This is a genomic window from Arsenicicoccus sp. UBA6765 (assembly GCF_002453335.1).
Classification (GTDB): domain Bacteria; phylum Actinomycetota; class Actinomycetes; order Actinomycetales; family Dermatophilaceae; genus Arsenicicoccus; species Arsenicicoccus bolidensis.
The window spans coordinates 149,785-163,575 of record NZ_DKGR01000063.1 but is presented as its reverse complement, the minus strand read 5'-3'; the positions used below and the strand labels follow the sequence as shown (position 1 = coordinate 163,575).

Here is a 13,791-nt window from a genome sequence, read left to right as displayed (position 1 = left end):
CGCCGCTCAGCCCTGCACGCGCAGGTCCTCCTCGATCGCCCGCGCGGTGTCGCGCAGCGCGTCGAGATAGCCCTGCAGCTGGCCGCGCTCGGTCGACATGACCTTGGTCGACACGTTGGCGGCGGCCACGACCTGACCGCGCGGGTCGTGGATCGGCACGGCGAGCGAGCGCAGGCCGAGCTCCAGCTCCTGGTCGAGCACGCACCAGCCGGTCTCGCGCACCTCGTCGAGCGAGCGGCGCAGCGCCTCGACGGACGCGACGGTCTGCGGGGTGAGTCGCTCGAGCCGGACACCCTCGAGATAGGCCTGCCGCTGGTCGTCGGGCAGCCCCGCGAGCAGCACCCGTCCCATCGAGGTCGCGTACGCCGGGAAGCGCGTGCCCACCCGGATGGACACCGTCATGATGCGGGTGGTGGCGCGGCGGGCGACGTAGACGATGTCGTCGCCGTCGAGGACCGCCACGGACGTCGACTCGTGGATCCGCTCCGAGAGGTCCTGCAGGTGCGGCTGCGCGACGTCGGGCAGGGTCTGGCTGGCGAGGTAGGCGAAGCCCAGCCGCAGCACCTGCGGGGTGAGGCTGAAGGTCCGGCCGTCGCTGCGGACGTACCCCAGGGCCGCCAGGGTGAGCAGGAACCGTCGGGCCGCGGCGCGGGACAGGTCGGTGCGGCGCGCCACGTCGGACAGCGTCATCTCCGGGTGCTCCTCGTCGAAGGCTCGGATCACGGCGAGCCCGCGGGCCAGCGACTGCACGTAGCCGTCACCGGGCACCTGCCCCGCGGCCACACCGAGAGCACCAGACGTGCCGGGGGTGCCAGGCGTGCCGGGGTCGTCGGGGGTGGCGTCGGTGGCGGCATCCGTGCTGGTCATGGCCTCGATCCTAGCGATCCGGCCCGGTCGCCTCGCGGAGGGTCCCGTGCAGGCGGGCGTGCTGGGTGGCGAGGCGCACGGGGGCGTTGGGAGCGCCATACCCGTCATAGCCTCCCCGCCGCTCGACGACCTCGAAGAACACCGACCCCACGGTCGCGGTGTAGAAGTGCAGGAACTCCCCGCCCTGGTCGTCGCGGTCGTAGAGGAGGTCGAGCTCGCGCAGCGTCGCCAGCAGCTCGGCGTCGAGGTCGAAGCGGGCCGCGAGGTCGTCGTAGTAGTTGGCCGGGATGCGCAGGAACCGCAGCCCCCGGTCCCGTGCCTGGCGGGCGAAGGACACGAGGTCGTCGCACGAGAACGCCACGTGCTGGGCCTGCCTCAGGCGGTCGCGCTCCTGCTCGACGATGGGTGGGGCGACGTTGAGGGCGACCCGGACGCAGCCGTCGCTGGTGCGCATGACCTGGCTGCGGACCAGGCCCTGCGGGCTCGCGACGTCGACCGAGGGCGCGGGGTCCAGCGACAGGACGCTGGCGAGGAAGAGCACGCTCTCGTCGAAGGACTGCCACGGCTGGGCGAGGTTGACGTGGTCGACGACCGTGCCGGTGGACGTCTCGCGCTCCACCTGCCCGTCACCGAACTCCCGCCACCAGCCGCTGCCCGTGTCGGGGCCGTGCGGGGCGGCGCAGAAGAAGATCTCGGTGCCGTCGGGGGCCTCGACGCCCTGCAGGACCTCCTCACCGGCCTGCGTGCGCCGGGGGACGAGGTGCGTGCCGAGCTGCAGGGCGCGGCTGGCCGCGAGCACGGGATCGGCGACGTCGAAGCCGAGGGCGGCCACGTGCGGGCCTGCGGCATACCCCCGCTCGCGGTTGACCACGACGGCCGCCCGGCCGAGGGTCCACAGGTCGACGGCCTTGCTGCGGTGCGTGTCACGGGCCGTGAATCCCAGTGCGGCGAGCAGGGACTCGGTCGCCGCGACCCCGGCGTCGTCCCCGGCCCGGATCTCGGCGAAGTTGAACCCCGTCGGGTCGTCGACGCGGGGGAGGGTCGCGAGCGGCACGGTGGTCGCACCGCCGTCGTGCTCCAGGCGCTGTGCGGTGCGCTCCTCGAGCGAGGTGAGCGAGCGGCGCGCGTCGACCGCCGTGCGCTCCTCGTTGGCCTGGCGGAAGACGTCGTTGAAGATCTCGAGCGACATCGGCCCCGTGTAGCCCGCCCGCAGCACGTGCGCAGCAAATCCCGGCAGGTCCCAGGCGCCCTGACCCGGAAACACGCGGTGGTGCCGGCTCCAGGACAGGACGTCCATGGACAGCGCGGGCGCGTCGGCGAGCTGGACGAAGAAGATCTTGTCGCCCGGGATCTGCTCGATCCCGGCGGGGTCGCTGCCCCGGCTGAGGATGTGGAAGGTGTCCAGGCAGGTCCCGAGCGCCGGGTGGTCGGCCCGGCGCACCAGGTCCCAGGCGTGGTCGTATGTCGACACGAACCGCCCCCACGCGAGGGCCTCGTAGGCGAGGCGGGCGCCGTGCTGCCCCGCTCGCTCGGCGAGGCGGTGCAGCTGCTCGGCGGCGAGGTCGTCGTCGTCGATCGTCGCGGTGCCGACGTTGCTGCACACGAGCAGGGTGTCGGCACCGAGCTCGGCCATGAGGCGGAGCTTGTGCTCGAGCCGGCGCTCGGTGGCGGCGAAGGTCGCCTCGTCGGTCCCCTCGGCGTCGCGGAAGGGCTGGTAGAGGTCGATCGTCAGCCCCAGGTCGGCGCAGCGGGCCCGGATCTCGCGGGGGCTCGACGGGCTGACCACGAGGTCCTGCTCGAAGATCTCGACCCCGTCGAATCCCGCTGCGGCACAGGCGTCGAGCTTGTCCTCGAGGGTGCCGGACAGGCAGACGGTGGCGATGGACGTGCGCATCAGCGACCCGCCTCGACGAGCTCACGGAAGTGGTCGCGCATCCGCTGCTCGTCGGCCTGGCGCCCGGTGAGGATCGTGAAGGCGTCGACCGCCTGGCCGACCGCCATCCAGCCGCCCTCCATGACCCGGCAGCCGAGGGCGTCGGCGGCCTCCACCAGCTGGGTCCGCATGGGGCGATAGATGACGTCGGCCACCCACAGGCGTGGGTGCAGGAGGGCGAGGTCGAGCGGCGTGCCGGGGTGCTGGTGCATCCCGACGGGGGTGCAGTTGACCAGCCCGTCGGCGCCGACGATGAGGTCGGGCACGTCCGCCGGCCCGTGGGCCGTGACGGTGGGGGCGTGCTCGTCGGCGTGCTCGTCGCCAGGCTCGCCACCCTGGGCCGTGGTGAGCAGGGCGGCCAGGGCGGCGGCGCGGGCCACGTCCAGGTCGACGAGGTGGAGGTGGCGGACGCCGCTGCGCAGGAGGGCGTGGGCGACGGCCGAGCCGGCGCCACCCGTGCCGATCTGCACGACGTGCTCGCGGGCCACGTCGGGCAGGGCGCGCGTGAACCCCCACGCGAATCCAGTTGCGTCCGTGTTGTGCCCGACGAGGCGACCGTCCTCGGTGACCACGACGGTGTTGACCGCCCCCAGGCGCGCGGCGTCCGGCACGACCTCGTCGAGCTCGGCGATGACGACCTGCTTGCACGGGTGGGTGATGTTGAACCCGTTGAACCCCAGGTCCCGTCCCGCCCGCAGCAGCGGCCCGACCGCGTCGGCGCCCAGGCCGAGGACGTGCAGGTCGACGGGGCGATAGACGCAGCGCAGCCCGTGGTGCTCGGCCTCGCGCTCGTGCATCGGGGGAGTGAGCGACGGCAGGACGCCGTCCCCGATCAGTCCGGCGAGGTAGGACTCCTGGCGTGTGCTCACGGGCTGGCCTTCCGTCACGTGTGGTCTAGGTGGCCCAGCCAGTATGAGTGGTTCGCACACAGGACCACCGTTCACATCCCGCACGCCACCTCCCGCTCGCCCAGCCTCCCTCCTCCCAAGATCGTGAGGGTTTCCTCCAAGAATGTTGGACGAAACCCTCACGTTGACGGGATGACGGCTTGGGGGTCTTGACGCCAGATATTTTGATGTCAAGATAAGTATGTCGTTCCCCCCGATCGCAGGAGGCGCCGCCATGTGGGACCCGACGTTGTACGCCCGCTTCGCCGACCACCGGAGCCGCCCCTTCCGGGACCTCACGGCGCGCATCCAACCGACGCACGATCCCGAGCTTGTCGTCGACCTCGGCTGCGGCGACGGCCCGCTCACGCTGGAGCTCGCCCGCCGCTGGCCGCGGGCCCGCGTCGTCGGCGTCGACGCCAGCCCCGAGATGCTCTCTCGTGCGCGGGAGCTCGACCCCGACGGGCGGGTCGAGTGGGTGCAGGCCCGCGCCGAGGAGTGGGACCCGTCCGCGCTCGGCGCCCCCATCGACGTCCTCGTCACCAATGCCACCCTGCAGTGGGTCCCCACGCACCGAGACCTGGTCCCGCGCTGGCTCGAGCACCTCTCCGCCGCAGGGTGGTTCGCGATGCAGGTGCCCGCCAACTTCGACGCCCCGAGCCATGCGCTGATGCGCGAGGTGGCGGCCGGTCACCCCCGTGCCGCGGAGCTGCGGGCCGTGCTGGACCGCGCCCGGGCGTCAGGGGCGGCCACGGACTACCTGCGGCTGCTGGCGGCGTCCGGGCTCGAGGCGGACGCGTGGGAGACGACATACCTGCACGTCCTGGATCCTGCTGGGACGCAGGAGGATCCGGTCCTCGAGTGGGTGCGCGGCACCGGCCTGCGCCCGGTCCTCGAGGTGCTGGGCGACGACGCCGAGTCCTTCCTCGCGCCTTATCGCGAGCGGCTGCGCCGGGCCTATCCCCGTGAGCCGTATGGCGTTTCGTTCCCTTTCCACCGCGTCTTCGCTGTGGGTCGCCGTCCACGCCCGCGTGACGACATCGCCCCGCTGGTCGTCGGCCTCGACCACGTCCAGGTGTCCTGCGCACCCGGCGACGAAGCGCTGGCGCGTGCGTTCTACGGGGAGCTGCTCGGCATGGAGGAGCTCCCCAAGCCGCCCGTCCTTGCGGCACGCGGCGGCTGCTGGTTCCGTTCCGGGTCGGCGGTGGTGCACGTCGGGGTCGAGCCGGACTTCGCCCCGGCCCGCAAGGCGCACCCCTGCCTGCTTGCCGGTGACCTTGATGAGGTGGCGCGCCGGCTCGAGGCTGCCGGACACGACGTCACGTGGGACGACGCGATCCCGGGCGTGCGGCGGCTGCACACCCATGACGGCATGGGCAACCGGGTCGAGGTCCAGCAGGCCTGAGCCCCTCCGCTCACCCTCGTGCAACATCTTCGGGTTCCAACCCGAAGATCTGTGACTCCCGTGAGGGGGAGGCTCGTCGGGTGAGCGTGGGGCGGCTGCCGGGCTTCCGGGGGGGAGCGAAGGGGCTCGTCGCAGCCACTCCTGGCGACTGGTGCTGACGGTCGGTGAGGGTCTCGGCGGATGGGTTTTTCTGCTGGTCAAGGGTGGTTTACGGTCATGCTTTTCGCTATCATGTTCGTATGACGACGGCGCCGCTCCGCGAGGCTCACCAGCCCGACGCGGGTCCGGCACGCCGCCACCTGACCCCCCTGTCCGAGGCCGCGACTGGGACGCTGTCGGCGGGTGGGGTGGACGCGGTCGTGGACCGGTTGGTGGTGCTGGACGAGACCCTGACCGACGCGGATCGGACCGCGTTGCTGGCGTCCTTGCAGCGTTTGGAGCGGGCGGCGCAGGCCGCGCAGCTGCGGGTGATGCTGGCCCTGGACGAGGACCGCCACGACCAGCGCGAGCAGGCGTCGGGGCGGGCGTCGGACCGGGGTTCCTCGGCGCCGGGGGTCGCGGCGCAGGTCGGGGCGGCGTTGGGGTGCTCGGCGTCGGCGGCGGGGTTCCGGTTGGGGTTGGCGCGGGTCGCGGACCGGGAGCTGCCCCGCCTGGCGGGTCTGCATCGGCGGGGGCTGGTGTCGGTCGATCACGTGCGGGCGGTCGCGGCGGCCACGATCGAGGTCGGGCGGGATGACCGGTTGACCGTGGACGAGGAGGTCGCGCCGCACGCGGCGGGGTGGACGGTGCGGGAGCTGGAGGCCCGGGCCCGGGCGATCGCCTACGAGCTGGACCCGGGCGCGGCGACCGCGGCCCATGACCGTGTCGTGGCGGACCGGCACGTGTCGGGTCGCCCGGTCCCGGGCGGGATGATGCGCTTGTCGGCGTTGCTGCCGTTGGTGGAGGGCGTGGCCTGCCTGGCGTCGTTGGGTCGGGGTGCGCAGGCCGCGAAGGCGGCCGGGGACGCCCGCAGCGTGTCGCAGCTGCGCGCGGACCTGCTGGTGCAGCGTTCGGGACCGGGGACACCGCGGCGTGGCTGCCTGGCTACGGCCCGGTCCCGGCCCCCGTCGCGCGCCGTCTGCTGCGCGGGCAGGACGAACGCCACCACGGCAGCCACCCCGAGAACGGCTGTGGTGATGGGGATGGGCACGTCCTCAGGGACGGTGACACTTCGCCGGGGTACGTGCCGGGTGAGGGGGTCGACGGGGACGACCCGGCCGTGCTGGCGCGGGCGGCGGACGTGTTCCTGCGCCGCTTGTACACCCACCCCGACACCGGGCAGCTGGTCGCCCTGGACGCGCGAGGTCGCACCTTCGACGGCGCGTTGCGCCGGTTGATCGTGTGGCGCGACGGGACCTGCCGGGCCCCGGGCTGCGACTCGCCCATCCGTCACGTCGACCACGTCCAGGCGTGGCGGGACGGCGGGCCCACCAGCGCGAGCAACGGCGTCGGGGTGTGCGAGGCCCACAACTACGCCCACGAAGCGGCCGGCCACACCGCACACGGCCTCCAGCACCGGCCAGACGACACCGGCTGGGACCCGCCACCAGCGATCACCTACCGCTACCCCGACGGCAGTCAGCACACCACCACGCCCCCACCCCTGATCCCCTCCATCTGGGGACCCGTCGGCAGCCACCCGCGCCGACCCGCCGACCCGGTCGACTAGGCTTGGGCGGTCGCTCAGGCGACGTTCCCCGGTTGGTCTGCTGGCAGGGCCCGCCTGACTTTGAATCAGGACAAGCGACGTAGGTTCGATTCCTACCCGGGGAGCCCGGCGCGCGTGAGACGGCGACGTCCACGGACGCGCGCACCCGACGGCCGTCACCTGGTGGACCGGTAGAGTTCACGGCGTGCGCCGTCAGCGCGCACGAGCCCTGTCCCCGCCAGGCTGGAGACCCCCAGTGACCGCAGTTCGTCCTGCCGCCGTCATCGTCCTCGCCGCAGGCGAGGGCACCCGGATGAAGTCCGCCACCCCCAAGGTGCTGCACACCATCGGAGGCCGCAGCCTCGTGGGCCACGCGATCAGGGCGGCCGAGGGCGTCGAGCCGCTGCACCTGGCGGTCGTGGTGCGTCACGAGCGGGAGCGGGTGGCGGCGCACGTCGCCGAGATCGCCCCCGACGCGGTGATCGCCGACCAGGACGAGGTCAAGGGCACGGGCCGGGCCGTGGAGTGCGGCCTCGAGCAGCTGCCGGGCGACCTGTCCGGCACCGTGGTCGTGACGTATGGCGACGTGCCGCTGCTCGAGTCGGTCACCCTCACGGCCCTGCTGGAGCAGCACGACGCCACCGGCAGCGCCGTCACGGTCGTCACCGCGCACCTCACGGACCCCACGGGCTACGGCCGCATCGTGCGCGACGCCGACGGCTCGGTCGCCGCCATCGTGGAGCAGAAGGACGCGACGCCGCAGCAGCGGGAGATCACCGAGATCAACTCGGGTCTCTACGCCTTCGATGCCCAGGTGCTGCGCAGCGCCCTCGCCCAGGTGGGCACCGACAACGCCCAGGGCGAGAAGTACCTCACCGACGTCCTGGCCATCGCCAAGGGTCAGGGCCTCACGGTCGGCGCCCACGTCGTCGACGACCTGTGGCAGACCGAGGGCGTCAACGACCGCGTCCAGCTCGCCACGCTCGGCAAGGAGCTCAACCGCCGCATCGTCGAGCGGTGGATGCGCGAGGGCGTCACCGTCGTCGACCCGGCCACCACGTGGATCGACGCGGACGTCTCGATCGGCCGCGACACCACCATCCGCCCGGGCACCCAGCTGCTCGGCGCCACCACGATCGGCACCGACGCGGAGATCGGTCCCGACACCACGCTCCAGGACACGCAGGTGGGGGACGGCGCGAGCGTCATCCGGTCCCAGACCCTCCTGGCCGAGATCGGCCCGCAGGCCACCGTCGGTCCGTTCTCCTACCTGCGCCCCGGCACGACGCTCGGCGTCAAGGCCAAGGTCGGCGGCTTCGTCGAGACCAAGAACGCCCAGATCGGCGACGGCGCCAAGGTCCCGCACCTGACCTACTGCGGCGACGCGACGATCGGGGAGGGCACCAACGTCGGCGCCGGCACGATCTTCGCCAACTACGACGGCGAGCAGAAGCACCGCAGCACCCTCGGCAAGCACGTCTTCATCGGCTCCAACTCGGTGCTCGTGGCCCCGGCCGAGATCGGTGACGGCGCCTTCGTCGCGGCGGGCTCCGCCATCAACCAGCCGGTCGGCGCCGGCGACCTGGCCGTCGCGCGTGGCCGTCAGCGCAACATCCCGGGCTACATCGCCAAGCGGCGCCCGGGCACCAAGGCCGCCGAGGCAGCAGCCGCCGCCACGGCCCAGCAGGGCGACGACAGCAAGCAGGAGGGCACCACCCGATGACCGGTGTGAAGCGCACCAACGAGAAGAACCTCATGATCTTCAGCGGCCGGGCGCACCCCGCGCTCGCCGAGGAGGTGGCCTACCAGCTCGAGACCCAGGTGGTCCCGACCGACTTCCGCACCTTCGCCAACTCCGAGATCTACGTGCGCTTCCAGGAGTCCGTCCGCGGCTCCGACGCCTTCGTGATCCAGAGCCACACGGCCCCGATCAACGAGTGGATCATGGAGAACCTCATCATGATCGACGCGCTCAAGCGGGCCAGCGCCAAGCGCATCACGACGGTCATGCCCTTCTACGGCTACGCCCGCCAGGACAAGAAGCACCTCGGTCGCGAGCCCATCTCGGCCCGGCTCATGGCCGACCTGTTCAAGACCGCGGGCGCGGACCGGCTCATCGCGGTCGACCTGCACACCGAGCAGATCTCCGGCTTCTTCGACGGGCCGGTCGACCACCTGCAGGCCATCCCGATCCTGTCGGAGTACGTCTACGACAAGTACCACCACCACAACCTGTGCGTGGTGTCCCCGGACGCCGGGCGGATCAAGGTCGCCGAGAAGTGGGCCAACCGCCTCGGCGGCACCCCGCTGGCGTTCATCCACAAGACCCGCGACCCCCACAAGGCCAACCAGTCCGTCGCCAACCGCGTGGTCGGTGACGTCGAGGGCCGCATGTGCATCCTGGTCGACGACATGATCGACTCCGGCGGCACGATCTGCCAGGCCGCCGACGCCATCATGGCGGCGGGCGCGAGCGGCGTGGTCATCGTCGCGACCCACGGCATCCTGTCCGACCCCGCCGTCGAGCGGCTCAAGGCGTCCGTGGCGCGGGAGGTCGTCCTGACCAACACCCTGCCCATCCCCGAGGAGAAGCGCTTCGACAAGCTGACGGAGCTGTCGATCGCCCCGCTGATCGGCGACGCGATCCGTGAGGTGTTCGAGGACGGGTCGGTCACCTCGCTCTTCGACCACGCGTCGGAGCGCGCTCACTGACGACCGGCCGTATGCCGGACGCACGCCGCCTCACGGGGTCACCCCGAGGCGGCGTGCGGGCGTCATACGGTCAGAGCGCGAGCTCCCGGCGCACCTCGGCGGGCCACTCGCGCACGTCCAGGCCGTGGGCGCGCAGCAGCGCCAGGGCGACCCGCTCCACGCCGAAGCCCATGCACGCCGTCTCGGCCGGCGACCCGTCGGGCAGGGTGATGTCGAAGGCCTGGGCGAAGTGGGGGCCGTGCAGGTTGGCCGAGGCGAGCGCGGTGCGGGGGGGCCCGGGTCCGTAGGCCTGGACCGACAGCTCGCGCTTGAGCTCGGCGGCGCGCTGGCCGCGGGCCATCAGCCGGCCGGCGCGACCGAAGAAGGGGTCGTTGGCGACCTCGCCCTCCACCTCGAGGCCGAGGGAGGTGAGCAGGTCACGGGCCCGGCCGAAGTAGTGGTCGCGGTGCTCGGCGCAGTCCTCGTGCGTCCCGACGTGCACGGACTCCTTCTGGCGGAAGGTGATCGAGCGGAAGGGATCGTCGGACGGCTCGTGGCGGAACGCGTGGCCGTAGATCAGGTAGGAACCGCTGACCTGCTGACCCGCCAGCGCGGCATACAGGGGGTGGCACGCGGCCGAGCCGAGCATCAGGCCGGCGGGCTCGAGCCGGTGGGTCCAGTCCTCGCCCGCCTCGCACTCGGCCAGCAGCTCGCGGTGCTCGGAGTCCCCGCCGCGAAAGATGTCGACGCTGCCGACGAGGTGGGGCTGGGAGCTGACGTAGCCGGTGAGCTGGAAGCATCCCTGCGGCATGAGCGGCCCGAAGTGGTAGGCCGTCTGCGGCCGGTCGGAGTACATCGCGTCCAGCCGCCCGACGAAGCCGAGCACGACGCGCTCCAGGTCCGCGCCCCGGCCCCACGTGCCCTGCTGCCGCAGGGGGAGCAGGTGGCCCGCCTCGACCAGGGCCCGACGGAACTCGACGTGCTCCGGCGCGAGCTGCGCCGGCGTGGTCGGCTCCGGCGTGGTCGGCTCCGGCACGACGTGCTTCGTCGCGTCCTGCTCGAGCTCGACGTGCCGGCCCCCCGGCTGCACCCCCACGAGGCTCATCAGCCGCGTATCCGCTCGACGACGTCGCTGATGGAGCGCAGCGAGGTGAAGGTCTCGCGGGTCAGGAGGTCGTCGGGGAACTCGACGTCCAGGTCGTCCTCGAGCGCCATCATGAGGTTGACGCTGCGGTGCGAGGTCATGCCGGCGTCGAACAGGTCGTCGTCGGGCGCCAGCTCGGAGGCGTCGCGCTCCAGGCCGGCGTGCGCGGCGACGACGGTGCGGACGGCCTCGATGGTGTCGGTGCTCATGGTGTCCCTTCCTGCGGTGGTGTCGGCTGGTCTGCGGTGCGGGCGGGGCGCAGCCCCACCGCGGTCACGGTGATGGTGTCGGTCAGGTAGGTGCTGCGACGGGGGAGGTCGGGCGCCTCGACGGGCGCCTCGACCACGAGCTCGTGGATCTCGAGCCGGTCGGCCAGCTCGCGCGGGCGCCCGTGCAGCCGGACCGTCGGTCGTCGGGCGTCGCCGACCACCTCGATGTGTCGCCACGGCCAGGGGTCCGCGTCGCTGGGGCCGAGCACCTTGGTGACGGCCTCCTTGGCCGCCCAGCGCCGGGCGGTGTCGAGGACGAGCGCGCGGCCGGTCAGGCCCGCCTGCTCGGCCCGCTCGCGGGGGGAGAGGAGGAAGTCGCGGTAGCGGTCGGCGTACGCGTCCAGGGATCGGCCGACCTCGCCGACGTCGGCGGTGTCCACGCCCACGGCAGCGACCTGTGCGCCCCGCGTCGACGGACGCTCGGCGACGCAGCCCTCGCTCATGTCCACCCCGTCCGTGCCCCTTGCTCGTCGGCTTCCCCCGGCGGCGTTCCTGCCGGTCAACAGCCCGATCCTAGGTGGTGGCCCCCCGGCGTGGGGGGCGGTTGGCCAGAACTCGAGGGCCCCGCACGAGGCGGGTGGCCGAACGTTCACAGGGCGTTCGGCGACTCGTCGACCGCGCGACGCCCCGTTCGGCTTGCCGAGCGCCTATCTTCGGGCCCGTGAAGCTCTCGGTGATCGGATGTGGATATCTCGGTGCGGTGCACGCGGCCAGCATGGCTGAGCTGGGGCACGAGGTGGTGGGGGTCGACGTGGACGTCGAGCGGGTGGCCCGGTTGTCGAGGGGTGAGGCGCCGTTCTACGAGCCGGGGTTCGCGGAGCTGTTGCGTCGGGGGGTGGACGGGGGGCGGTTGCGCTTCACGACGGAGATGGGGGACGTGGCGGGGGCGCGGGTGCACTTCGTGGGGGTGGGGACACCGCAGCGGGAGTCGGGGTATGCCGCGGACCTGTCGCACCTGGACGCGGCGATGGGGTCCTTGCTGGCGGTGATGGGTGAGCACCCGGTGGCGGGGGCGCTGGTGGTGGGCAAGTCGACGGTGCCGGTGGGGACGGCGGCGCGGCTGGCGGACTGGTGCGCGCGCGAGGGTGTGGACGCGACGGTGGTGTGGAACCCGGAGTTCCTGCGCGAGGGGTACGCGGTGCAGGACACGTTGACCCCGGACCGGGTGGTGTACGGCCTGCCGGAGGACCGGGTGGCGGGGGAGGCGGCGCGTGACCTGCTGGACGAGGTGTATGCGGGGGTGCTGTCGCACGGGATGCCGCGGCTGGTGACCAACTACCAGACGGCGGAGCTGGTGAAGGTGGCGGCTAACTCCTTCCTGGCGACCAAGATCAGCTTCATCAACGCGATCGCGGAGCTGTGCGAGGCGACGGGGGCGGACGTGACGCGGCTGGCGGAGGCGCTCGGGCACGACGAGCGGATCGGTCCGAAGTTCCTGCGGGCGGGGGTGGGTTTCGGGGGTGGGTGCCTGCCCAAGGACATCCGGGCGTTCATGGCGCGGGCCGGTGAGCTGGGGGTGGACCAGGCGTTGACGTTCTTGCGGGAGGTGGACGCGATCAACCAGCGTCGTCGTCAGCACGCGGTGGCGTTGGCTGAACGGCACTTCGGGGGGAGCGTGGAGCGTCGGCGGATCGCGATCCTGGGGGCGGCGTTCAAGCCGGACAGCGACGACCTGCGGGACTCGCCGGCGTTGTACGTCGCGACCAGGTTGGTGGGGCAGGGCGCGGACGTGGTGGTGACCGACCCGATCGCGTTGCCGGGCCTGCACGCGCGCTACCCGCACATCCAGACGGCGCCGAACGCGCGGGCGGCGTGCGTGGACGCGGAGCTGGTGATGCTGCTGACCGAGTGGAGCGACTTCACGAGCCTGGAGCCGGACCAGCTGGGCTCGGTGGTCAAGGAGCGGGCGATCATCGACGGCCGCAACGCCCTGGACCCGGGGCGGTGGGAGGCTGCGGGTTGGTCCTACCGCGGGATGGGCCGCGCCAGCACGACCTGGTGACCACGGGGCGGTTCCGGCATACGGCCGGGCTCGGCTATGCTGGTGCGGTTGCCTCGGCGAGGGACAGGGCACGGTGCGCAGCACCGACCAGGTCCGTGATCGACGCGGTGGTGGGAGTCGCCTCCTGCTGACGCGTCGTCGCGTCCGCGCCGTGTCCCGCGTCGAGGCCCGACCGATATCTCCCCACCACCCCCCGAGGAGTCGACATGTCCGACGCCACCGTCCTGCAGGCCGAGGCCCGTTCCGAGTTCGGCAAGGGCGCTGCCCGCCGCATCCGCCGCGCGGGCAAGATCCCCGCCGTCATGTACGGCCACGGCGCCGCCCCCGTGCACGTCACCCTCCCGGGTCACGACACGCTGCTGGCGCTCAAGAACCCCAACGCGCTGCTGACCATCGTCGTCGACGGCCAGGAGCAGTACGCCCTGGCCCGCGACGTGCAGCGCGACCCGATCCGCACCGTCGTCATCGAGCACGTCGACCTCGTCGTCGTCCGCCGCGGCGAGAAGGTCACCGTCGACATCTCCGTCTCCCTCACGGGCGAGGCCGCCAGCGAGACCGTCGTCCAGCTCGAGAACCCCGTCATCTCCGTCGAGGCCGAGGCCACCCACATCCCCGAGGGTGTCGAGGTCTCCGTCGAGGGCCTGGCCGCCGGCACGCAGATCCTGGCCAAGGAGATCGAGCTGCCCGCCGGCTCCACGCTGGTGTCCGACGAGGAGCTGCTCGTCGTCAACATCACCCAGCAGGTCTCCGCGGAGGCGCTGGAGGCCGAGCTCGCCGAGGCCGAGGCCGAGGCCGGCATCGAGCACGAGGAGTCCGAGGACGAGGCCGCCGAGGGCGAGTCCGCCGAGGGCACCGACGCCGCCGAGGGCGACGAGGCCAAGCCCGAGGGCGACGAGGCCTGAGCCT

Annotated in this window: 12 protein-coding genes, 1 tRNA gene and 1 pseudogene; 8 read left to right on the top strand and 6 right to left on the bottom strand. The window is 72.5% G+C overall.

Features of this window, described 5'->3' with window-relative positions:
* Window positions 1–6: 6 nt before the first annotated feature.
* Genes B4K29_RS17720 through B4K29_RS17710 form a run of 3 tightly spaced genes read right to left on the bottom strand, consistent with a single transcriptional unit; the run spans window position 7 to window position 3,669 of the window.
* Window positions 7–867: an IclR family transcriptional regulator domain-containing protein gene (locus B4K29_RS17720; RefSeq protein ID WP_286958131.1), complete on the bottom strand. Its 861-nt coding sequence runs from the start codon at window positions 865–867 to the stop codon at window positions 7–9.
* A 10-nt stretch (window positions 868–877) separates the two neighbouring features.
* The gene (locus B4K29_RS17715) at window positions 878–2,761 is read right to left on the bottom strand and encodes a bifunctional sugar phosphate isomerase/epimerase/4-hydroxyphenylpyruvate dioxygenase family protein (protein ID WP_286958135.1); all 1,884 of its coding nucleotides are present in this window, start codon (window positions 2,759–2,761) and stop codon (window positions 878–880) included.
* On the bottom strand, window positions 2,761–3,669 hold the full coding sequence (locus B4K29_RS17710; RefSeq protein WP_286958137.1) for a shikimate dehydrogenase: 909 nt from the start codon (window positions 3,667–3,669) through the stop codon (window positions 2,761–2,763). The genes B4K29_RS17715 and B4K29_RS17710 overlap by 1 nt, the downstream gene beginning before the upstream one ends.
* 253 nt (window positions 3,670–3,922) lie before the next feature.
* Here B4K29_RS17710 and B4K29_RS18380 point away from each other — a divergent pair, with 253 nt between their 5' ends.
* From B4K29_RS18380 to B4K29_RS17680, 6 genes and pseudogenes are all read left to right on the top strand, one after another.
* Window positions 3,923–5,092 carry a methyltransferase domain-containing protein gene (locus B4K29_RS18380; RefSeq protein ID WP_313535809.1) on the top strand — a complete coding sequence of 390 codons (1,170 nt, stop codon included), beginning with the start codon at window positions 3,923–3,925 and terminating at the stop codon, window positions 5,090–5,092.
* Between the two features lie 239 nt (window positions 5,093–5,331).
* Window positions 5,332–6,270 (top strand): annotated as a pseudogene (locus tag B4K29_RS18490) (DUF222 domain-containing protein); the annotation flags it as partial.
* Window positions 6,271–6,314: 44 nt separating this feature from the next.
* Window positions 6,315–6,800, top strand: a complete 486-nt coding sequence (locus B4K29_RS17695; protein WP_286968389.1) for an HNH endonuclease signature motif containing protein — start codon at window positions 6,315–6,317, stop codon at window positions 6,798–6,800.
* Between the two features lie 25 nt (window positions 6,801–6,825).
* Window positions 6,826–6,904, top strand: a tRNA-Gln gene (locus tag B4K29_RS17690).
* A 131-nt stretch (window positions 6,905–7,035) separates the two neighbouring features.
* On the top strand, window positions 7,036–8,502 hold the full coding sequence (gene glmU / locus B4K29_RS17685) for a bifunctional UDP-N-acetylglucosamine diphosphorylase/glucosamine-1-phosphate N-acetyltransferase GlmU (protein WP_286957859.1): 1,467 nt from the start codon (window positions 7,036–7,038) through the stop codon (window positions 8,500–8,502).
* Window positions 8,499–9,491 carry a ribose-phosphate diphosphokinase gene (locus B4K29_RS17680; protein ID WP_019285459.1) on the top strand — a complete coding sequence of 331 codons (993 nt, stop codon included), beginning with the start codon at window positions 8,499–8,501 and terminating at the stop codon, window positions 9,489–9,491. Before glmU ends, B4K29_RS17680 begins: the two co-directional genes overlap by 4 nt.
* Before the next feature lie 70 nt (window positions 9,492–9,561).
* On the opposite strand, the gene B4K29_RS17675 is transcribed toward B4K29_RS17680, so the two are convergent.
* From B4K29_RS17675 to B4K29_RS17665, 3 genes are read right to left on the bottom strand one after another with little or no spacing between them, the layout of a single operon-like run.
* Window positions 9,562–10,575 carry a hypothetical protein gene (locus tag B4K29_RS17675; RefSeq protein WP_286959174.1) on the bottom strand — a complete coding sequence of 338 codons (1,014 nt, stop codon included), beginning with the start codon at window positions 10,573–10,575 and terminating at the stop codon, window positions 9,562–9,564.
* Entirely contained in the window at window positions 10,575–10,823 is a 249-nt protein-coding gene (locus tag B4K29_RS17670; protein WP_019285461.1) for an acyl carrier protein, read from the bottom strand. Before B4K29_RS17670 ends, B4K29_RS17675 begins: the two co-directional genes overlap by 1 nt.
* A complete protein-coding gene (locus tag B4K29_RS17665) occupies window positions 10,820–11,326 on the bottom strand; it encodes a holo-ACP synthase (RefSeq protein ID WP_029211333.1) in 507 nt (168 codons plus the stop codon). The genes B4K29_RS17670 and B4K29_RS17665 overlap by 4 nt, the downstream gene beginning before the upstream one ends.
* A gap of 218 nt (window positions 11,327–11,544) precedes the next feature.
* Between B4K29_RS17665 and B4K29_RS17660 the strand changes: the two genes are divergently transcribed.
* Window positions 11,545–12,885, top strand: a complete 1,341-nt coding sequence (locus B4K29_RS17660) for a UDP-glucose dehydrogenase family protein (RefSeq protein WP_037213343.1) — start codon at window positions 11,545–11,547, stop codon at window positions 12,883–12,885.
* A 206-nt stretch (window positions 12,886–13,091) separates the two neighbouring features.
* Entirely contained in the window at window positions 13,092–13,787 is a 696-nt protein-coding gene (locus B4K29_RS17655; protein ID WP_019285465.1) for a 50S ribosomal protein L25/general stress protein Ctc, read from the top strand.
* Window positions 13,788–13,791 lie beyond the last annotated feature (4 nt).